Here is a 21,658-nt window from a genome sequence, read left to right as displayed (position 1 = left end):
ACTTCTCTCATGGCTATATAGAATAAAGATAAATGTTCTATATATTTATCTTCAATATTTCTTCACAAGTCTTATCATACTTTTCGCTAATTGTTTCTAATTGAAAAGTGGTGCGAAGTTTTCGTCTTTTGCTTTATAATAATGTTCCTAGAAGGAATGATCGATTTGGCACATGTTAATTCGTAAGTTATTTAAGTTTGAAAATGCACATGTTGTACGTAACTGTACATCGGATCGTTGTAAGCGATCAATTCATGGACATAGCTATAAAGTCGAATTATTGCTTAAAGCTTCGAAATTAGATCATGGACAAATGGTTTATGATTTTGGGCTTTTAAAAGGGGTAATAAAAGACCTTATTGACAGCTTTGATCATGCAATCTGTTTTTGGGAAAAAGATGATTCTCAATATATTGATGCTTGTCAGACTTTTAGTGCTCGCTGGATTTCTTTACCTGTTTCGCCATCGGCTGAACAGTTCTCTCGTATTTTCTTTTATCTAGCTCAGCAAGTTTTGCAATCAACAATCACTCAAAATGGGGAAGGTGATGTTGAGGTTTATTCAGTTATTGTTCATGAGACTGATACTGGATATGCTCAAAGCTTTATTGAAGATATTCAAAACGAACAAATGGGGATTTTAAGTCTTGATGGAATTGTTTTTTCAGAACAAATTCAGATAGAGTGGGCAAATCCGCAAATGTATGAAGACTTGAAAAAAGGGATGAAATTTAATAATCCTCAAGTTGATTTGCAAGTCGAAGTGTAAATCGAATTACTGTATTTGTAGAATTGAAAATTGATCTAGGATGACATTAATGCAATTAACTGAGCAACAGCAAGATAAACTCAGTAAAGTTCAATTAGAAGAAAGCTGGAAAATATCTTTAGCGCCTTTTTTGTTAAGCCCTCAAATGGATAATTTGCGCGATTTCTTATTTCAAGAGAAACAAGCACAAAAAATAATATATCCGCCGAGTAAACAAATCTTTAGTGCTCTAAATACGACACCCTTGGCTGAGGTGAAAGTCGTTATTTTGGGACAAGATCCATATCATGGACCAAATCAAGCAAATGGATTAAGTTTCTCTGTTCAAAAAGGTATTGCATTACCACCATCTTTACGTAATATTTTTCATGAATTGCATACAGATTTGGGTATTCCAGCCCCTCGCCATGGTGACTTAACGAAATGGGCTAATCAAGGGGTGCTTTTACTGAACAGCGTGCTTACCGTTGAGGCTGGACAGCCAACTTCACATCAAAAGCAAGGTTGGGAAGCATTTACTGATGAAGTCATTGATGTCCTGAATGAGCAAAGAGAACATGTAGTATTTATTTTGTGGGGTGCTTATGCACAGCGCAAAGGACAACGTATAAATAGAGATAAACACTTGGTTTTAACCGCTGCACATCCATCGCCCCTTGCTGCAAACAGAGGAGGTTTTTTTGGATGCAAAGTGTTCTCAAAAACAAATCAATATTTGAAACAACATGGCATTGAGCCCATAGACTGGCAATTGGACGCATGATGAACTCTCCCAATCTAAATAACTATCACCCGGACTTGGTGGTCGAAGAAGCAAAAAACGGCTGGCGTATAGTACGTTTGAATCGTCCTAAATCATTGCATGCTTTAGATGAGTCAATCGTAACGGCATTATTACGTGTATTTGAAGATTTTCGTGATGATGAGAGCGTTAAAGCAATTTGGTTAGATTCAACTACGCCGAAAGCTTTTTGTGCGGGTGGTGACGTTAGAAAATTACGTCAACTTGTTATCAATCAAGAAGTAGATACTGCGAATAAGTTTTTCCAGCAAGAATATGCTTTAGACTTACTCTTACATAATTATGCTAAACCTGTGGTTGTTTGGGGCGAAGGCTACGTTATGGGCGGTGGTTTGGGTCTGTTTATGGCAGCACCATTCCGTCTAGTCACCCCATATTCTCGTTTAGCAATGCCTGAGATTAATATTGGTTTATATCCAGATGTCGGAGCGAGCCGTTTTCTAGCAGATCGTGGTCCAGTAGGTTTGTTTACTGGTTTAACTGGTTCAATCATGACGGCTGCTGGAGCATATAGCATCGGCTGGGCAACACATATTTGTGAAGCACAACGTGATAATGTTTTGCAGAAAGTTTTAAATATTAATTGGGCTCATTATCCTGCTGGGGATTTCCGCGCAATTGATGATACTTTAAATAGTTTACATCGTCCGGTTGCGGCAGGTCCATTACAAAACTCGCTAGACGTGATTCATAGTGTTTGCCGCGGCTTTAATTTTGAGCAAGATTATCAAGCTATTGTGAGTTTGCGTGATGCGAGCAGTGATTGGTTGCGTCAAGCGAGTGAGAACTTACAAAAAGGATCTCCTAGTACTGCTGCTATTACTTGGTTGTTATGGCAATGGGGTAAACAAATACATTCTTGGGACGAAGTCTTTGATCTTGAAGCTCAGATTTCTGAGTGGAAAATTCGTCATCCTGACTTTGTAGAAGGTGTCCGTGCACGCTTGGTTGATAAAGATTTATCACCAGAATGGAAACCATGTGAAGACCTAAGCTTAAGAGGCATATTAGCTGATTGTCCGCCAGTGACTTCAATAGATAGCTGGAATGCTTTGCTTAGACAACATGGTGTGATCACCTAAAATACATGACTGAATATAGTGATGAGTATTGGATGCAGCTTGCTTACGAGCAAGCTGAATTAGCCGCTCAACAGGGTGAGATCCCAGTTGGGGCGGTTGTAGTTAGTCAAAATCGAATGATTGGATCGGGCTATAATGCTCCCATTAGTTTGCTAGATCCCACTGCACATGCAGAAATTCAAGCTATTCGTGCAGCATGCTTATCATTAGATAATTATCGTTTACCTGAAGATGCAACTTTATATGTCACTCTTGAGCCATGCACAATGTGTGTAGGCGCATTAGTACATGCAAGAATCAAACATGTGGTTTTTGGCACAACAGAACCTAAAGCAGGTTCGTTGGTAAGTGCTCGTCAGTTACTGCAACATGGTTATTACAATCACAGATTTACTTTTGAACAAGGTTGTTTACAAGAAAAATGTGCCCAACAACTCAGTCTTTTTTTTAAACAAAGACGCGAGCAAAAGAAACAAGAAAAACAACAGAAAACGTCCTTAAATGATTAAAAAGTAACACGAGCTTATGGCAAACTAACGCGATTTGACTGCCATGATTTTTTTAATAAGGAATATTCAATGCGTAATGTAATTACCGTAAAAAAAGAATTTAATGCTCCTCTTAGTGATGTATTTAACTTGCTATCTAAACATGCAACTTACAATACTGCTTTTGCACCTTTACAAGTTGTACGTGTGAAAGATTCGTCAGATTCTAAAAGACCTGATGGTTTGGGCTCAGTTCGTCGTATGGGATTTGGCCCAATCAAGCCCCTTAAAGAAGAAATTACATTGCTTGAAGAAAATAAAAGTATTGAATATAAATTAATAGACAATCCTTTGATTAAACATCATTTAGGTCGAATCGAGTTTTCTGAAATTACCCCATATATAACTTTAGTTACATACCGCATCGAGCTAACTGCAAAAGCTCCTGTGGTAAGTAAATTAATCCTTGCACAGCTAAAACTAGCCATTACACTAGGCTTTTCGAGATTAGCTAAAGCAATTGCTTCTTAGTGAGAGTTCAATGACAGTTCAAATTATTACTATTGATGGTCCGAGTGGTTCGGGTAAAGGAACATTGGCCGCAAAACTTGCAGCACATTATCAATATCATTTACTCGATTCTGGTGCCTTATATCGTTTATTAGGGTTGTCATTACATAAACACGATTTATTAGAGAAATTAGACAGTCAGCTCGATGAATGCATTCAATATGCACGTCAACTAGATATTAAATTTGAAACTTCCGCAGCAGGCATTCTAGTTTTTCTAGATGGTGAAGATGTATCTCAAACAATTCGTACAGAACGCGTTGGTGAATATGCATCGAAAGTTGCAGCAATTCCAGAGCTTAGACAGGCATTATTTGAGCGACAAAGAGCTTTTGCACAAAATCCTGGCTTAGTTGCAGATGGGCGTGATATGGCAACAGCTATTTTCCCAGAAGCAAATGCAAAAATTTATCTAACGGCTTCAGCTGAGTCGCGTGCCGAGCGAAGAGTAAAACAGTTGCAGGGCATGGGCCTAGATGCTAAAATAAACGACATTTTAGCTAATATACAGGCGCGCGACAAAAGAGATATGGAGCGAGAAGTTGCCCCACTCAAGCCAGCCAGAGACGCTTATATCATTGATAGTTCGGAATTAACGATCGATCAGGTATTTAAGTTAATGGTTGAGTATGTCAATAGCCGTACCATTTAGCAAATAGAATTATCAGTTGACGCATAGCTTGATCAGTCTATAAAGACTATGTTGATACTTAACTAAACCGGCCTTGTCTGATCCAAGACCGCGGAATTTATCAGGTATATCATGACCGAATCTTTTGCAGCCCTCTTTGAAGAAAGTGAATTAAACCTCAACGTTGAAAAGGGTGCAGTCATCCAAGGTGTTGTTGTAAACATCGATAGCGACTGGGTAACTGTTGACACTGGCCTAAAGTCTGAAGGCATTGTTGACCGTGCTGAATTTTTAAATGAACAACGTGAACTTGAAGTTCAGGTTGGTGATACTGTTGACGTAGTTGTTGAAGCTCTTGACAACGGTATGGGTCAAACAGTTTTATCACGTGAAAAAGCTAAGCGTGCTGAAACTTGGACTAAACTTGAAAAAATCTTTGAAGATGGCGAAATCGTTACTGGTGTTATCTCTGGTAAAGTTAAAGGCGGTTTCACTGTTGACATCGGTCCTGTTCGTGCATTCTTACCAGGTTCATTAGTTGACACTCGTCCTATCCGTGACACTACTCACCTTGAAGGTAAAGAGTTAGAGTTTAAAGTAATCAAACTTGATGCTAAACGTAATAACGTTGTTGTATCTCGTCGTGCTGTTATGGAAGCAGAATCTTCTGCTGACCGTGAAGCATTACTTGCTCAACTTGAAGAAGGTCAAACAGTTACAGGTACAATCAAAAACCTTACTGATTACGGCGCATTCGTTGATCTTGGCGGTATTGATGGTCTTCTCCATATCACAGATATGGCTTGGAAACGTATCAAGCACCCTTCAGAAGTTGTTGAAGTTGGTCAAGAAGTTACTGTTAAAGTACTTAAATTTGACCGTGAGCGTAACCGCGTATCTTTAGGCCTTAAGCAATTAGGCGAAGATCCATGGTTAGCGATCATGAACCGTTACCCTAAAGGTTCTATCGTTAAAGCTCGTGTAACTAACTTAACTGACTACGGTTGTTTCGCTGAAATCGCTGAAGGCGTTGAAGGTTTAGTTCACGTTTCTGAAATGGACCACACTAACAAAAACATCCACCCATCTAAAGTTGTTCAGATTGGTGATGAAGTTGATGTTATGGTTCTTGAAGTTGACGAAGAACGTCGTCGTATCAGCCTTGGTATTAAACAAACTCGTGCTAACCCATGGGAAGAGTTTGCTAAAGCTCATGAGAAAGGCGAAAAAGTATCTGGTACTATCAAGTCTATCACTGACTTTGGTATCTTCATTGGCTTGAATGGCGGTATCGACGGTTTAGTACACTTGTCTGATATTTCTTGGAACGAGCAAGGCGAAGAAGCTATTCGTCGTTACAAGAAAGGTGACACTGTTGAAGCTGTTATCTTGTCTGTAGACGCTGAAGGTAACCGTATCAGCCTTGGTATCAAGCAATTGAACAGCGATCCGTTCAATGATTTCTTAGCTGCTAACGAACGTGGTACTTTAGTTAAAGGTACTGTAACTGCAGTTGATGCTCGTGGCGCAACTGTTAAGTTAGCTGACGAAGTAGAAGCTACTCTTAAAGCTTCTGAAATCAACCGTGACCGCGTTGAAGATGCAACTAAATTCTTAGAAGTTGGTCAAGAAGTTGAAGCGAAAATCATCAACGTTGATCGTAAATCTCGCTCTATCAACTTGTCTGTTAAAGCGAAAGACGAAGCTGAAGAGAAAGAAGCAGTTGCTACTTTACGTACAACAACAACAACAAGTCAAGAAAATGGTCCTAAGACTATTGGTGACTTGATCAAAGCACAAATGAAGTAATAGGTTAACAAAGTACAGTTTCATGTAACGGAATTGTACTTTTTATACAAATTACTGTAAACGGTAGCCTAGTATTCAACATACTGCGCTACCGTTTTGTATTTAAACAGGTTATTATCAGACGACATAGAGTAGCAATAAATAACGAGGTCGTAGATGACTACTGAAGCTCTTAATAAGTCTGATTTAATTGAACGCATTGCGCTAAAAAATCCACACTTAGCTGAACCTTTGGTGGAAGAAGCGGTTAAAATTATGATTGATCAAATGATAGAAGCACTATCAACTGATAATCGAATTGAAATCCGTGGTTTTGGTAGCTTTGCTTTACACCACCGTGATCCAAGAGTTGGTCGCAATCCTAAAACAGGAAGATCAGTAGAAGTGGCAGCTAAAGCTGTTCCACATTTCAAACCCGGTAAAGCACTGCGTGACGCAGTCAACGAATCCGGGAAATAAATAAAAATTTATAAGCGGGGTGCCTATGCGTTATATTTTAATTGCATTGCTCATTGTTGTATTTGGTTATTCTTTAGCACTAGTATTGCAAAATCCAACAGAGCTTTCTGTTGATTTGCTATTTACCCAAGTTCCAGCTATGCGATTAGGCTTATTATTGCTACTCACATTAGTACTTGGAACGGTAGTTGGTCTTTTATTAGGTGTGCAAGTTTTCAGAGTGTTTCAAAAAAGCTGGGAAATTAAACGTCTTCGTAAAGATATCGACTATTTGAGAAAAGAACAGATTCAAACTGCTCAATTGGCAGCAGCAGAAGCCGCTGCAAATGTAAGACATGAAAAAACCGTTTTAGATGCTTATCCCCAAGATAAAAATTCTACTCCGTTATAATTCGAACACTACTCTTTATTCACGAGTAAAGAGTAGTATATTTCTTAATTTATTTGCATTTTCTTCTTTTATTTTTCTAAAAATCAGTCCCCATGGCATTATTGTCTCTAAATTTAAAAGCCTTCCTTATACATTCCTTTATTACTTGATGACTTGTCTATTATAATGATGCTGATTTTATGTGATGGAAGAAAGTCTCTTGAGTATCATTGTTGCGTTAGATGCAAAAAGCCAATATGACGCTTTAAAAATTGTTGAACAACTTGATCCTACTTTATGTCGTGTAAAAGTGGGTAAAGAGCTTTTTACTCATGAAGGCCCATCTGTTGTAAAAAAACTTCAAGAACAAAACTTTGAAGTTTTTCTTGATCTTAAATTTCATGATATTCCAAATACTACCGCTCAGGCTGTTTGTGCAGCAGCTGATTTAGGAGTGTGGATGGTCAACGTCCATGCTTCAGGTGGCCGTAAAATGATGGAAACTTGTGTAGAGCGTTTAAAAGCAGGCAACTATCAAACTCAGTTGATTGCGGTCACTGTATTGACGTCAATGGGACGTGAAGATTTAAAAGATATTGGTCTAGATGTTGAACCAGTGGAGCATGTAAAGCGCTTAGCTAAACTCACTAAAGAAAGTGGCTTGGATGGTGTGGTTTGTTCTGCACAAGAAGCTAAAATTCTTCGTGAATTGATTGGACAAGACTTCTCTTTAGTAACACCTGGTATTCGCCCAGAAGGGTCAAATGCGGACGACCAAAAACGTATTGTGACTCCGAAGCAAGCTATGCTTGATGGTTCTACACATTTGGTTATTGGCCGTCCGATTACTAAAGCTGAAAATCCAACAGAAATGTTGAAGTCTATTCTTGCTTCAATTGCTTAAAAATTTAGAAATAAGCTAATTAATAGCGGGGCGAGTAGGCTTAATAATAAGCCGCTCATCATGGCATGTGGTACATAATGTGTACCACATGACTGTTTTACCATAGCTAATGTAACATCCATTGATGTTGCGCCAGCGCTTGAGATAGCAGGACGTGGAAAGCGCCATCCCATTGTATACATTAAAAATATAGCAATAATTTCTCTAAATAAGTCAGTTAATAAAGCGATACCACCTAGTTCTGCCGAGCGCAATTGCGTAAATAAGATACCTGACATTGAGTACCAGCCATAACCTTGTGCTAATGCTAACGTCTCATTCAGTGCAAAATGCTTGCTAAGCAAAAAGTAGTTAAAGAAGCCTGCGATACATGACCCTATAAAAGCGGCTAAAGGTACAATTAAAATTTTCCAGCTTAACCACGTACGGTTGAAGTGGGTGAACGCAAGCTCAATACCAATTAAGAAAATAAATAGTAATAATAAATACCAACTATTAAATGCCATATGTGAATTGAATTGAGTGGCGATAGCTCCTAATAGAACACCGATGCCTAAGGCAAGAAAAGCTTTTGCAATATTCTTTAGAGCATTTACAAAGAGTTGAAGTGAGATTTTTCCTTTCACACTTTGTTTATCAAAAATTGTATAAGCCAATAAACATATAAAAAAAGAACCAAAAGATGTGGTTAGCGCAATGATTATAGCCGGTGGAAGGATGGCAGAAGGATTCTCTATTTGATCAAGTGCCAGTGTTAACTCTAAAGCCACACTTGCTAAGAGAATATAAGAAAAATAGGGCAGTATTTTAAAAATAAACTTTTGGATATTTAAAGATAGTTTGGGTGCTAGAAAATAGCCGGAAGCAAGTGCTAAAAAAATTTGAATGATGAGATAAAAAGATTGCATATAATAATAGGTGGATTGTTTTTAACCCACCTATTATGTCTTGAACATTTTAAGCTGCATAGCTCTGTGCGCTTTTATTTAATAGTATGTAATCTTTAGGATTAACTTTTCGCGTTTCTAACCAGTACTTCCATGTATATGTTGGCCATAGTGAAAAGTTTTTTCCATCAGCAGATTGATACCAGCTACTACAGCCTCCAGCTTGCCACACAGTCCCTTGAAGTTGAGTTTGAACCCGCTCGTTAAAAGCATCTTGAACTTCTGGTTTGATCTCAATTGCTTTTTGCCCAGACTTTTCTACGAGTTGAATGAGTTGTAAAATGTAATTTACTTGAGATTCAATCATAAAAATAACCGAATTATGACCTAATACTGTATTAGGGCCGACTAATTGGAAGAGATTGGGAAAGTTTTTAGTCATAATGCCATAATAACTTTCTGCACCATCTTTCCACGCCTGTTTTAACTCGACTTGATTACGTCCAATACAAGTGAAGTGTTTCAAGTAAATACGTGGGTCAGTAATAAAACCTGTACCGTAAATTAAACAATCAATAGGTCGTTCTTTGCCATCTTTCGTAACAATACTATTTTCTTTAATTTCTTGAATACCATTCGTCACGAGCTCAACATTTTTACGGTTAAATGTAGGGAAGTATTTATTTGAAATAAGAATACGTTTACATCCCATCACAAAGTCTGGTGTGAGTTTTTTTGCTACTTCTTTATCTTTCACTTGGAAGCGAATGAAAGCTTCTGCCAATTTTTGACCATATTTCATAATTTGGGGTTGAACAATGGGTACAACGCGCGACTCATTACTCCAGTAAAGACGACTACGATGAATTTGGCGATAAAGATTAGAAGATTTGAATAATGCTTTACTTAAACCTGAGTATTTGCGTTCATCTCGAGGTATTACCCATGCTGCTGTTCTTTGAAATACATAGAGTTGCTTAACATCTCCAGCTATTTCTGGAATATATTGAATTGCACTACCACCTGTACCAATAGAAGCGACTGATTTACCGTTTAGGTTATAGTCATGCTCCCACTGTGAAGAGTGAAAAACTTTTCCTTTGAATTTTTCGATACCCTGAATATGGGGAATTTGTGGGATGTGTAGGGGGCCTGATGCAAAAACTACAAATTGAGCTTCAATCGAAGGCTGGTTTTTAAAATCAAGAGTCCACACGTGACGCATTTCATCATATTGGACATGAGTTACATCGTGATTGAACTTACAGTAATTTTTAATCTTATATTTTTCTGTAATATCTTGAATATATTGGAAAATTTCTGGTGCTTCAGCATAACGTTTTGACCAGTCAGTTTTGGGAGCAAAAGAGAGGGAGTACATATGAGATTGAACATCACATGCTGCGCCTGGATAGCGATTTTCTCGCCAAGTTCCACCAACATCATTTGATTTTTCTAAAATAACAAAGTCTTGCTGTTGATTTTGCAGTAAACGGATAGCCATTGCTAGGCCACCAAATCCAGCACCAATAATAGCGATTTTAGTTTTTTGAATAGCATCTTGCTTTGCGTTTAGCATTGGAAACCCTGCATAAGCTGAAAAGAGGATTGCATGCAAGACTAACGTTTTTTGATCAGTTTAAACATGATTGGATCGACGTGAAAATTGATAGATTCGGCAATTAATTTTCTTTCTTCTTTATAGTAAAACATTTGAGTCTAGGGAAATTGATAGAAGAATGAAACGGTCGATACTTGGTTTAATGTATTTAATTCAAGGAATGCGCAATGCAGGCATTGATGTCGACTCACGTTTGGCTGGTATAGGAATTAAGGTTGATGCTTTAGATCCGAGTTCCACAATTCATGATCGCCTAGAATGGGATATTCAACAAATTATTAGTGAAAATGTTGAGCCTGAAAAGGGTCTATTTATTGGACAGCATTATGCTTTAGCTGGTTACGGACCATTACTTATGTTGCTTGTAACGAGTAGTGATGTTCAAACTGCATTAAACAAAGGAATCCAATATCAAAGGCTTACTCATTTGTTTGGTGCTTTAGGCCTCTACGAGACTGAGGAACGCACTATTTTAAATTATTTGCCTGTTGATTTGAAAACCCAAGTTGGACAGTTACGGGCACAATGTGAAGTTTCAGGAACTTATAAATTTATTCAAGATATTTATACGATGATGGGATTACAAATGCCCGCTATGCGTATAGAACTTCCATTTGAAAAACCAACTGACTTAGATACTTTATCTCGCTATTTTGCATATTATGGCGATGATGTACATTTTAATGGTAAATATGCGGCATTTAGCCTAAGTAAGGATGTGCTTAAAATCAAAATTCCTTCTGCCGATATCATTACACATCGTATTTATGAATCAAAATGTATTACAGAAATAACAAGATTAAATCAACAAGATCACCAAACTCCACATATCATACAATGTGTGCAAGATTATCTTGAGTTGCAACAAGGAATTATCCCGAGCATGGCGGAGACAGCTTTTGCATTGAAAATGCCTGAAAGGACATTAAGGCATCAATTGCAACAGTTAAATACGAGTTATAAGCAAATTCGTGAACAAATTATCAAGAATAAGGCATTAAAGCTTATGGAATATAGAGAATACTCAATAGAGGTTATTGCCGAATTGCTCGGTTATTCTGAACCAGCGGCATTTAATCATGCATTTAAACGATGGTTTGGACAGAGTCCTCGACAATATGGCAAAGAATCATCGTCGTAATTCTTGATGCTAAAAGCTAATGTGGTTGAACAAAATGTTCGCTATACTCCTATCAGTTAAAATTGAAATAAAACGATATGTTAAATTTAAAATCTTCTCATAGTACTGCATTCTCACCTTCTTCCCCAGCAGAACGCTATGCTGAGGCTTTAGCTTCAGGCCAGTTTATGGCAGATGAAGCGCAAGCACAGGCAGTGCAAGAATTAGATCGCGTATGGAAAGAACTTTTAAACCGTTATAAAGCCTCTAAAAAAGCTTTCCGTCGTTTTCGCCGCCAAACTTCACCTAACGGTGTTTATATGTGGGGTGGAGTAGGTCGTGGAAAAACTTGGCTTATGGATCAATTTTATGAGTCAGTGCCGTTTCGCCGTAAAACACGTATGCATTTTCATCATTTCATGCAACATGTTCATAAAGAGCTAAACAAGCTTTCTGGTCAACGTAATCCACTTGAAATTGTGGCTGACCAAATTTATAAAGATGCAGTCGTTATTTGTTTTGATGAGTTCTTTGTATCAAATGTAACTGATGCAATGATTCTAAGTGATTTATTTCAAAAATTATTTGTTCGTGGTGTGACATTAATTGCTACATCAAACATTGCACCAGACGGTTTATATAAAAACGGTATTCATCGTGATCGCTTTTTACCAACAATTGAAATGGTTAAAAAGAATTGCACTGTTTTAAATGTAGATGCAGGTGTGGATTATCGTTTACGTGTCTTAAAACAAGCTCAATTATTTAAGTCGCCATTAAGTAATGAAGTCCAAAGTTGGATGTCGGAACGTTTTAGCGCTTTAACGCATACACAAGCTCATTCTCAAGAACCAATTGTAATTAATAATCGTGTTGTCGAGACTCTAGGACATACCGAAGATGTGTTGTGGTGTGAGTTTTCTGAACTTTGCTTTAAACCGCGTAGCCCAGCAGATTTTATTGAAATTGCAAATATCTATAATACGGTTCTGGTAAGTAATGTTCCGCATTTAACAGATTTCCTGTCTGAAGGTACACGTCGTTTTATTTATTTAGTCGATGAATTTTATGACCGTGGAGTAAAATTACTTTTAACTTCTCAAGATAGTATTATTGATATTTATCAAGGTGAAAAGTTAGCATTTGAAATTGAGCGTACTCGTTCGCGTTTGTTAGAAATGCAATCGGATGAATATTTGCATTCAGAACATCGTCATATTGATGAAGCTAAAAACGCATAAGAAATAGATATGAAAAGCGCTCTAGATTGAGCGCTTTTTTTACAACAAAAATAGATAAATTTAGTTAAATAATGCTTTTTCAGGCTGCAAAGTTTGATATAACTAAATACGCTTTAGAAAAATAAGATAGTGAAATTTTTTGTCTGTTAACAAAAAGTCTAGTTTCAGTATCTTTAAATATTGAATAAATTGTTGGGAATCCTAGTTAGAATTTTAATATTTCCTATATAGGAAAATTTATCTTTGTCAATATTTTTACAAGGGAAAATGCTCACTATTTAGGAATGTGATATTAGTATTCAGCTTAATTTAAATCGGTATACTAGGATTCTCTTGGTATAAAAAGTAGCAACTTCAGGAAAGACAATGACTGCACGTATTCAAAAAGGCAAGTTAGCGATTGCTAAAGAACTTTACGATTTTATCGAAAATGAAGCTTTACCAGGTTCTGGTTTAGATAGTGAAACTTACTGGAAGAACTTTGAGCAAGTTGTTGTCGATCTTAGCCCAAAAAATAAAGCATTATTGGCTAAGCGTGATGAATTACAAGCAAAAATTGATGAATGGCACCGTAACAATAAATTTGAATTAGGTGCTTATAAGGCGTTCTTAACTGAAATTGGTTATTTATTGCCAGAAGTTGAAGACTTTCAAATTACAACTGAAAATGTTGATGAAGAAATCGCATTATTGGCAGGGCCGCAGTTAGTTGTACCTGTACGTAATGCTCGTTATTGCTTAAATGCAGCGAATGCTCGTTGGGGCTCTTTATATGATGCACTTTACGGCTTCGATGTAATTTCTGAAGAAGGCGGAGCTGAAAAAGGGAAAGGATATAATCCTGTACGTGGTGCAAAAGTAATTGAGTTTGCTAAAAATTTCTTAAATGAAGTTTTCCCACTCGCAGAAGGCTCACATGCAGATGCGACAAAATATGCAATTGAGCAAAATAAACTTGTTGTGACTTTGAAAGATGGTTCAAAAACAGGTTTAGCTCATGAAGCTCAGTTCGTTGGTTTCAACGGTGAAGAAGCGAATCCTACGGAAATTGTTCTTTTAAGTAATGGTCTTCATGTCATTATCGAAATTGATGCATCTAGCCCAATTGGTCAAACTGATTTAGCGGGTGTTAAAGATTTAACATTTGAAGCGGCTGTAACTACTATTCAGGATTTAGAAGATTCTGTTGCAGCAGTAGATGCTGAAGAAAAAGTTGAAGGCTACCGTAACTGGTTAGGTTTAATGAAGGGTACGCTTCAAGAGTCTATCGAGAAAAATGGTAAAACAATTGTTCGTGATTTAAATAAAGATCGCGAAATTAAGAACTTAATTGGTGGCACTACAAAACTTCATGGTCGTTCACTTATGTTACTTCGTAACGTAGGTCACTTGATGACTAACCCAGCTATTTTGGTAGATGGTGAAGAGATTTTCGAAGGTATTATGGATGCATTGGTAACACCATTGTTATCAGTTGCGGACATTCGTAGTGAAAACGAAAACAAGAACTCTCGTAAAGGTTCTATGTATATTGTTAAGCCAAAAATGCATGGTCCAGAAGAAGTTGCATTTGCTGTAGAGCTATTTGAACGTGCTGAACAGGCGATTGGATTACCACCTAAATCGTTAAAAATCGGTATTATGGATGAAGAGCGCCGTACATCTGTAAACTTGAAGAACTGTATTGCTGCTGCAAAAGATCGCACGATCTTTATTAATACTGGTTTCATGGACCGTACTGGTGATGAAATTCATACGTCAATGGAAGCTGCACCAGTTGTGCGTAAAGAAGCTGTAAAAACACAAAAATGGATTGCTGCTTACGAAAACCGTAACGTTGCAATTGGTTTGAAGTCTGGGTTACAAGGTAAAGCACAAATTGGTAAAGGCATGTGGCCAAAACCAGATAGCATGAAAGATATGTTGGCAACTAAAGCTGCACATCCAAATGCAGGTGCTTCATGTGCTTGGGTTCCATCTCCAGCAGGTGCAGTGCTTCATGCGATGCATTACCATCAAGTGAATGTTAAAGCACGTCAAGATCAGTTGAAAACTGAAGAAATGTTGTCATTAGATGACTTGTTGACTCCTCCGTTTGCACCAGAAACAAACTGGTCAGCAGAAGAAATCAACAATGAGCTTGAAAATAACTGCCAAGGTATTTTAGGTTACGTTGTTCGTTGGGTTGACTTAGGTGTAGGTTGTTCGAAAGTTCCTGACATTAATAACGTAGGTTTAATGGAAGACCGTGCAACATTACGTATTTCTTCTCAACACGTTGCAAACTGGTTACGTCACGGTATTGTGACTCGTGAACAAGTTGAAGAAGTGCTTAAACGCATGGCAAAAATTGTTGATGAGCAAAACGCGAATGACCCGTTGTATAAACCAATGGCTGCTAATTTTGAAACCAACATTGCTTTCCAAGCAGCTTCTGACCTTATCTTCAAAGGTTGTGAACAGCCTTCAGGTTATACTGAGCCGTTACTTCATGCTGCTCGTTTAAAGTTAAAAGGTTATACAGGTGACTAATTTTAACCTGTCATAAAAAAAGCCTCTTCGGAGGCTTTTTTGTTCTCGGTATATTTTTTGCTTAAACTAAGAAAATGTATCTCTAAAGGATTTTTGAATTTGATTAATTTGAAAAGTTTAGATCGTAAGAATTGGATTCAATGTGCAAGATTATCATTGGATGAATCTCAAAAAGACTATGTTGCACCAAATGTATATTCTATTGCTGAGTCTAAAGTGGAAGAACATTACTGTCCAAGAGTGATCTGTTTCAATAATGACGTCATTGGGTTCTTAATGTATTGTGTCGAAACTGATCCACCTGATAAGACATTATTTTGGTTGTTTCGTTTTATGATTGATAAAAATAATCAAGCTAAAGGTTATGGTACCGCAGCGTTGCAAATGGCAATTGATGAAATATTTTCAAAAGGAGCTAAACGCATTCGAACTATGTATAAATCCTCTAATCATTGTGCTGAAAAACTTTATAAAAAATTGGGTTTTATCGAAACTGGAGAATATGATGAATGTGGAGATATTATTTTAGAGTTGAATATTTCCCTTCAAAAAAACGCTAACTGAAAATTCCAGTTAGCGTATGAAGTAATAGAATAGATTTAAAAGCAATATTAGTTACTGCTCACAATTCCAATTTTGGTGACACCTAAACGCTGCGCTGTAGCCATGACCATAGCTACATTTTTATATTCAGCCATTTGATCTGGTTTAAGTTTGATCTGGTCTTGATCTTTTTTGGCAACCACACCTTGAAATAAAGTCTCTAGTGCCGTGCGGTCAGAAACCTGCTGGTTATTCCAAAACACTTTACCTGCTGCGTCAATTTTCACATCAATTACTTCAGGTGGCTTTTCATTGGTTGGTGGCGGTGTGCCGTTTGGCAAATTAATATTAATCGCGTTGTTTGGTGCAGGAATGGTAATAATGAACATAATAATAAGTACCAACATGACATCAATAAGAGGTGTCATGTTGACCTCCAACATCACATCGTCATCATTATTTGAACCGACATTCATACCCATAAAATTCTCCTTAAAATAATTACTGGGAGGCTGGAGGGGTAGTAACAAATGCAATTTTGCCAATACCAGCTTGTTTGGTCGTACTAATGACCTGATCTATTGCCTCAAAATGAGTAAGTTGATCTCCACGAATATGAACTTCTGGCTGAGGCCTTTTTTGTGCAACTGCTTGAAGCTTTGATAGCAATATTTCTTTATTAGGCACATAGCTTTCATTCCAGAAAATATCTCCTTTCTTGTTCACAGAAAGTTGAATATTTTCAGGTGTGGTGGCATATGGAGTATTTTTTTCTTCTGGCAGTTTCACTGGAACCGTATGTGTAACTACCGGAATCGTAATTAGAAAAATAATAAGTAAAACCAACATGACATCAACTAGAGGCGTTGTATTAATTGCGCCAATCATTTCATCGTCATCTTCAGAACCAACACTCATACCCATAACGTTTGCTCCTCGTTATTTAATGCTGCGGTTAACCGAATTATTGGTATTAATTTCCCCGCTTAATAAAACTGCGTGTAAATCTGAACCAAACGAACGAACATTTTCCATAACGGCTTTATTACGGCGAGTCAGCCAGTTGTAACCAAGTACAGCAGGTACTGCGACTGCCAGACCAATAGCTGTCATAATTAAAGCTTCACCGACAGGACCAGCAACTTTATCAATAGATGCCTGACCTGAAATTCCGATGGCTGTTAATGCATGATAAATTCCCCAAACCGTACCAAAAAGACCAACAAATGGTGCCGTAGATCCAACTGTTGCCAAAAAGGCTAAACCACCACCTAAGTGATTTTGTATTTTTTCAATTGCACGTTGAATTGATATGCTCACCCATGTATTAAAATCGATTCGTTCAAGTAAAGAACCGCCGTGCGATTTGGTTGAGTTAATGCCTTTTTCTGCAATAAAGCGATAGGCGCTACTTTGCTCTAAATTATCAGCTGCATTATCTAGGGAAGTTGCTTCCCAAAAACTTTTCTCTGCCTCTTTGCCTTGGCGTTTTACTTTAGCTTGTTGTAAGAATTTAGAGACAATGATGTACCACGTACCAATAGACATCAGTACTAATATAAATAAGGTAGATTTAGCGACTAAGTCTCCTTCACGCCAAAGAGCTTCTAGACCATAAGGGTTTTTAACAGTTTCGCTTGTTGCTGGTTTCGGTGGTGGAGTAGGAGTATTTGCATTTGAAGTTGCTTCAGTGGTTGCTGTTGCAACAGGAGCATTATTCGTTTCTTCTGCAAAAACTGTACTTAATGGAAGCAATGAACATGCTGCGATTAAACTTGCAGAAGCGAAACGTACGATTGGTTGAGTTGATTTTTTCATCATATTATCTCCAATATTTTTTAATTTCTTACTAATTCAGTTGTTTATTCAATTACGAATGGATATTCAATTTCATACCAGTCTTGCTGAGGCATGCCGTCTTTCATTGCTGGTTTGAACGTACATAAGCTGTAAGCTTTAGTTGCCGCTTTATCTAAGGTTTTGCTGCCACTTGATTTTTTTACTTTTGCATCAATGACTTTGCCTGAAGTATCAACCAAAACACGTATACGCACGGTACCTTGTTCTTCATTCATCAGTGCTTCACGTGGATATTCCGGTTTTTCACAGCCAGCAGAGCCTTCCGAAACACCGCGAGTTACGCCAGCTGGTTTAGGAGCAGGGGCAGCTGCCACTGGAGCCGGTGCGGCAACAGGGCTTGGTGATGGGGTGCTAGGTGCAGCAGGAGCTGGGGTAGCCACTTTAGTTGCTTGAGTTACTGGAGTTGTTTTTTGTACAGGCGTCACTTTTTCGACCTGTTTCACTGGCTCAGGAACCTTGGCAACTTTTTCTACCATTTTTGGTGGTTCAGGCGGTTTTTCCTTGGGTTTTGGCTCCTCTGGTTTTGGTGGAGGAGGCGGTTTAATATCTTGAATAATTTGTAATTCCACAGGTTTTTCTGCTGGTTTTTGAATATTGTTTGCTAAACCTGACATCAGAATATAGGCAACAATAAGATGCAGAAAAAGTACTGCGGCAATACCAATAAGGCGCTTTGCAGATTTATTTTCTATGTCTGTAAAAGTCATGCCCATAGTTACTCCTGAAACTTGAGACAAACAATTCTTAAATTAATGTTTGACTAAGGGTGAGTATTCGGTCTGCAAACACGATGTTTAAAGTCATGTTTGCAGAACAACCATTTAGAACTTATATGTACCTCGGACAAAGTACGTACGCCCTAAAGGATCTGCGTAACGTGGGTCATATCCCATTTGAAAGTTATCAATTACATTAGAAGCAGGAGGGTCTTCATCAAAAATATTTTTAATACCAGCGGTCACTTCTAGATTTTTAAAGCCTTTATAAGTGCCTGAAATGTTGTATGTTGTATAGTCGCTAACTCTATGGTTTTGGTCATTAGCATTTTGATCTTGGTACCCACGAGAGAAGTTTTGTTGCAGGTTTAAAGCCCAGTTTTCATAATTCCAATTTAGGTTTGCAGTATGTTTCCATCGCAGAATAATAGATTGATAGTCTAAGCCGCTATATGACCCAGCAACACCTATCCATTCTCCATTTGGCTCGGCTTGGTATTTGTAGTCTGTTATATATGTACCATCAATGTTGAAACCGAAACGACCTGTAGCAGTCATTGGAGAAACCCAACTTAAGCCAACGTCGAAACCTGAAGTTTTAATTCCACCTAAATTTTGTTGTGTTGTAATAATATAATCTAATGAGCCATCAGGATTACGTACAAATTTGTCTGCATATTTCACAGGATCATTAAAAATAGCAGTTTCCGAAAGTGTAGCAATTTGCTTGTCGACTTCAATATTGAAGTAATCAAGAGTGAAGGCTAAATTTTTAATTGGTTCAAATACTAAGCCAGCAGTAAAAGACTTTGACTCTTCCGGATCTAGAGTTTTATTACCTCCATTTTGTCTGTCAAATTGCATATTACAATCGCGTTCTTTTTTTCCTCCTGGTTGAATAACTCCACCAGGGCAAAGCACTGGATCGTCATATGCCGCACCTGTGTTTGTTACTGAATTTGGCCCATTCACTTCCCAAAGTGTTGGAGCTCTGAAGCCCGTACTATAAGTTGTACGGAACATTAACTGTTTAATAGGTTCCCAACGAAGTGCAAATTTTGGATTAAAAGTATCACCAAAATCGTTGTAGTCATCGTAACGAGCGGCAATTTGAGCTTCTAAAGTTTTAAGAAGTGGGATATGAAATTCGGTAAATACCGATTTAATATTACGATCACCAGTATTTACTGGTTCATCAGGATCGACACCTGTACTAGGTGCGACTCGGGCAACATCAGTAACGACTTTTGAAGTCCAATCTTCATAACGATAGCTTGCTCCAACCGCAAAACCAACGTCACCAGCTGGTAATTTAAATATAGGTCGACTTGCAGTGAAATCAACGGTAGTTGTATCTAGGTTGGCTTTTAAGTATTTACCTTCAACTCCTAACTCATTCCATGCATTAGCATCTTCAGGGTTTTGTGGCCCGAATGGGTTTAAAATACCATTGTTTAAAGCTTCTTGTGTTTTATCAAAGTTTAAATAGCCACTTACGATAGCATCCGATGCACTACTATGGGCATAGGTAACGCCTGAATTAATATCCCAACCATGAGTTTCACCCTCAATACCAGCAAACAATCTATGAGATTGGTTAATACTGTTACTTATACGATTACCTGATTGTGAACGCAGATATAGAGGGATAGTTCCCTTAGCGCCTGCTAAAGCTGGAGTTATGCCGTTTCCTGGATAATATTTACTACTAGAGTCAAGCGTCAGATCAAAAAATACATCTGGCGCAACTGAAGTAGTGACTTCACTTCTTGCATATAAATATTCTGCAATCGCATTAAAGTTATCATTCAGTTTAAAAGTAGCTCGGCCCATAGCTGAGATGTCTTCTGTTTTTGGAACAATTCCAATCACTGCTTGGCTATTGTATCTACAAGTTTCACCATCGGTGCTCGCTACTAAAGGGTCATTACCACACCCCGTAGCTGCATAGGGATTACCTAAACCAGGGACATTGGCAGGGAATGAACCACTACTGGTTCTATTGACACCTAATTCGGGTAATATCCCTCCACGCCGACTAACTTTACGGTCTTTGGCCATGACATCATCGCCTTTGCGATAGTCCACCACACCAAAAACGTTATAGCCATTTTCATCTAGGTCACCGAAGCCACCAAAGATACTATAGTCTTGTTGCTCACCGCCTTTTTCTTCAGGTTTTTGATAGCCAGCGGTTAGGTTAAGTCCTGTAAACTGCTTTTTGGTAATAAAGTTAATTACCCCGCCAATTGCATCTGTTCCATAAATGGAAGAGGCACCATCTCTTAAAACCTCGATTCGGTCTAACATGGCGAGTGGAATAATATTTAAGTTTGTGACGCCGCTATCATAAGCATTTGCAGCTAATCGACGACCATTAAGTAAAACAAGTGTTTTATTGGCACCTAAGGCTCTCAGGTTTGCTGCCGAACCAGCTGTTTTACTTGCACCTACGTTGCTGGCGGTAACAAAGTTCGATTGGTTTGCACTAATTTTTGCTAAAGCTTCTTCAGTTGTGGTCACCCCTTGTTTTAAAATTTCATCGACTTTTACAATGGTAATGGGTGAAGCGCTTTGAGCTGTAACTCCCTTGATTGAAGAGCCTGTCACAGCAACTTTTACAACTTTGACGGGTTTATCATCATTGCTTGATTGTTCTGTTTCTGCTGCTTGCGCCATGGTAAGACACATCATGCTTAAACTAAGGGTACTTAATTTAAGAATTGTTTTGCCGATCTTGGGGGTTACCTGAGATCGAACATTGTATTTTTTTTTCATCGTGGATTTGATCCCTTTTTGTTGTAGTTAGCGATATTGCTGAAAAGTCTTTAAGCAAAGCAAGTGCCAACTATATATTTTTCTTTTTTTAGTTTATGCAAAATATTGATATATATTGATTTTATTATGTTTGTGATGGGGTTTTAGGGTTTTATATCTATTAAAAAAATTTTCCATTTGGTAATTTTTTTTATGTTGGCTAAAAGTTCCAAAATTATTTGTATAAAAAATAATCATTATTGGATTGTTCATGTATTGGTTTTTTACTTTTGTATCTTTTTAGAACTTTTTGAAATGTAATTGTATAATGTAACATTTCTTTTAAATTATATTTTTTTGATATAAATTATTGGTTTGATATAGTGTTAGTTGTTTAAACGATAAAAAAATTATGAACTAGAATGAAACATTTATGACTTTTAATTGTGCAATATAGGCTAACGATGCATAAGTTATATAAATATAATATTTGGCAA

21 protein-coding genes are annotated in these 21,658 nt (G+C 37.6%); 14 read left to right on the top strand and 7 right to left on the bottom strand.

Features of this window, described 5'->3' with window-relative positions; all coding sequences use genetic code 11:
• The first annotated feature begins 172 nt into the window (after positions 1-172).
• The 10 genes from F935_RS07165 (at position 173) to pyrF (ending at position 7,884) form a co-directional block, all read left to right on the top strand.
• Positions 173-769: a 6-pyruvoyl trahydropterin synthase family protein gene (locus tag F935_RS07165; RefSeq protein WP_003651480.1), complete on the top strand. Its 597-nt coding sequence runs from the start codon at positions 173-175 to the stop codon at positions 767-769.
• Positions 770-818: 49 nt separating this feature from the next.
• Positions 819-1,532, top strand: a complete 714-nt coding sequence (gene ung, locus F935_RS07160; protein WP_016138300.1) for a uracil-DNA glycosylase — start codon at positions 819-821, stop codon at positions 1,530-1,532.
• The gene (locus F935_RS07155) at positions 1,529-2,653 is read left to right on the top strand and encodes an enoyl-CoA hydratase/isomerase family protein (protein WP_080645555.1); all 1,125 of its coding nucleotides are present in this window, start codon (positions 1,529-1,531) and stop codon (positions 2,651-2,653) included. Before ung ends, F935_RS07155 begins: the two co-directional genes overlap by 4 nt.
• A gap of 5 nt (positions 2,654-2,658) precedes the next feature.
• A complete protein-coding gene (tadA, locus tag F935_RS07150; protein ID WP_035366124.1) occupies positions 2,659-3,162 on the top strand; it encodes a tRNA adenosine(34) deaminase TadA in 504 nt (167 codons plus the stop codon).
• A 69-nt stretch (positions 3,163-3,231) separates the two neighbouring features.
• Complete coding sequence (locus tag F935_RS07145) at positions 3,232-3,672, top strand: SRPBCC family protein (protein ID WP_016138297.1); 441 nt, start codon at positions 3,232-3,234, stop codon at positions 3,670-3,672.
• Positions 3,673-3,682: 10 nt separating this feature from the next.
• Positions 3,683-4,363: a (d)CMP kinase gene (cmk, locus tag F935_RS07140; protein ID WP_016138296.1), complete on the top strand. Its 681-nt coding sequence runs from the start codon at positions 3,683-3,685 to the stop codon at positions 4,361-4,363.
• A gap of 111 nt (positions 4,364-4,474) precedes the next feature.
• Complete coding sequence (rpsA, locus tag F935_RS07135) at positions 4,475-6,151, top strand: 30S ribosomal protein S1 (protein ID WP_016138295.1); 1,677 nt, start codon at positions 4,475-4,477, stop codon at positions 6,149-6,151.
• A 156-nt stretch (positions 6,152-6,307) separates the two neighbouring features.
• Positions 6,308-6,610 carry an integration host factor subunit beta gene (locus F935_RS07130; protein ID WP_003651488.1) on the top strand — a complete coding sequence of 101 codons (303 nt, stop codon included), beginning with the start codon at positions 6,308-6,310 and terminating at the stop codon, positions 6,608-6,610.
• 25 nt (positions 6,611-6,635) lie between these two features.
• A complete protein-coding gene (locus F935_RS07125) occupies positions 6,636-7,001 on the top strand; it encodes a lipopolysaccharide assembly protein LapA domain-containing protein (protein ID WP_016138294.1) in 366 nt (121 codons plus the stop codon).
• Positions 7,002-7,185: 184 nt separating this feature from the next.
• Positions 7,186-7,884, top strand: a complete 699-nt coding sequence (gene pyrF / locus F935_RS07120) for an orotidine-5'-phosphate decarboxylase (protein ID WP_016138293.1) — start codon at positions 7,186-7,188, stop codon at positions 7,882-7,884.
• Here the strand turns inward: pyrF and F935_RS07115 are convergent.
• Complete coding sequence (locus F935_RS07115) at positions 7,881-8,792, bottom strand: LysO family transporter (RefSeq protein ID WP_016138292.1); 912 nt, start codon at positions 8,790-8,792, stop codon at positions 7,881-7,883. The genes pyrF and F935_RS07115 overlap by 4 nt on opposite strands.
• 49 nt (positions 8,793-8,841) lie before the next feature.
• Positions 8,842-10,389, bottom strand: a complete 1,548-nt coding sequence (locus tag F935_RS07110) for a flavin-containing monooxygenase (protein WP_080645554.1) — start codon at positions 10,387-10,389, stop codon at positions 8,842-8,844.
• A 121-nt stretch (positions 10,390-10,510) separates the two neighbouring features.
• Between F935_RS07110 and F935_RS07105 the strand changes: the two genes are divergently transcribed.
• The 4 genes from F935_RS07105 to F935_RS07090 all read left to right on the top strand — a co-directional run bounded on the left by F935_RS07105 (position 10,511) and on the right by F935_RS07090 (position 15,849).
• Positions 10,511-11,533 (top strand): AraC family transcriptional regulator, encoded by a 1,023-nt coding sequence (locus F935_RS07105; RefSeq protein WP_035366120.1) that lies wholly within the window; start codon positions 10,511-10,513, stop codon positions 11,531-11,533.
• Between the two features lie 77 nt (positions 11,534-11,610).
• Positions 11,611-12,753 (top strand): cell division protein ZapE, encoded by a 1,143-nt coding sequence (gene zapE, locus F935_RS07100; protein WP_016138289.1) that lies wholly within the window; start codon positions 11,611-11,613, stop codon positions 12,751-12,753.
• Positions 12,754-13,119: 366 nt separating this feature from the next.
• The gene (locus tag F935_RS07095) at positions 13,120-15,285 is read left to right on the top strand and encodes a malate synthase G (protein WP_016138288.1); all 2,166 of its coding nucleotides are present in this window, start codon (positions 13,120-13,122) and stop codon (positions 15,283-15,285) included.
• 99 nt (positions 15,286-15,384) lie between these two features.
• Positions 15,385-15,849: a GNAT family N-acetyltransferase gene (locus F935_RS07090; RefSeq protein ID WP_016138287.1), complete on the top strand. Its 465-nt coding sequence runs from the start codon at positions 15,385-15,387 to the stop codon at positions 15,847-15,849.
• Positions 15,850-15,896: 47 nt separating this feature from the next.
• Here the strand turns inward: F935_RS07090 and F935_RS07085 are convergent, their stop codons facing one another.
• From F935_RS07085 to F935_RS07065, 5 genes are all read right to left on the bottom strand, one after another.
• Positions 15,897-16,310, bottom strand: a complete 414-nt coding sequence (locus tag F935_RS07085; protein ID WP_016138286.1) for an ExbD/TolR family protein — start codon at positions 16,308-16,310, stop codon at positions 15,897-15,899.
• 19 nt (positions 16,311-16,329) lie between these two features.
• Complete coding sequence (locus F935_RS07080; protein WP_004792697.1) at positions 16,330-16,752, bottom strand: ExbD/TolR family protein; 423 nt, start codon at positions 16,750-16,752, stop codon at positions 16,330-16,332.
• A gap of 15 nt (positions 16,753-16,767) precedes the next feature.
• Positions 16,768-17,649 carry a MotA/TolQ/ExbB proton channel family protein gene (locus tag F935_RS07075; protein WP_016138285.1) on the bottom strand — a complete coding sequence of 294 codons (882 nt, stop codon included), beginning with the start codon at positions 17,647-17,649 and terminating at the stop codon, positions 16,768-16,770.
• A 41-nt stretch (positions 17,650-17,690) separates the two neighbouring features.
• Positions 17,691-18,401, bottom strand: coding sequence for an energy transducer TonB (locus F935_RS07070; protein WP_016138284.1), 711 nt, complete (start codon positions 18,399-18,401; stop codon positions 17,691-17,693).
• Between the two features lie 108 nt (positions 18,402-18,509).
• Complete coding sequence (locus F935_RS07065; protein ID WP_016138283.1) at positions 18,510-21,182, bottom strand: TonB-dependent receptor; 2,673 nt, start codon at positions 21,180-21,182, stop codon at positions 18,510-18,512.
• Positions 21,183-21,658 lie beyond the last annotated feature (476 nt).

The sequence above is a fragment of the Acinetobacter calcoaceticus ANC 3811 genome, assembly GCF_000399665.1.
Classification (GTDB): Bacteria; Pseudomonadota; Gammaproteobacteria; order Pseudomonadales; family Moraxellaceae; genus Acinetobacter; species Acinetobacter calcoaceticus_B.
Note: the sequence above shows the minus strand (reverse complement) of the source record. Positions and strands in the feature narration are given on the sequence as shown.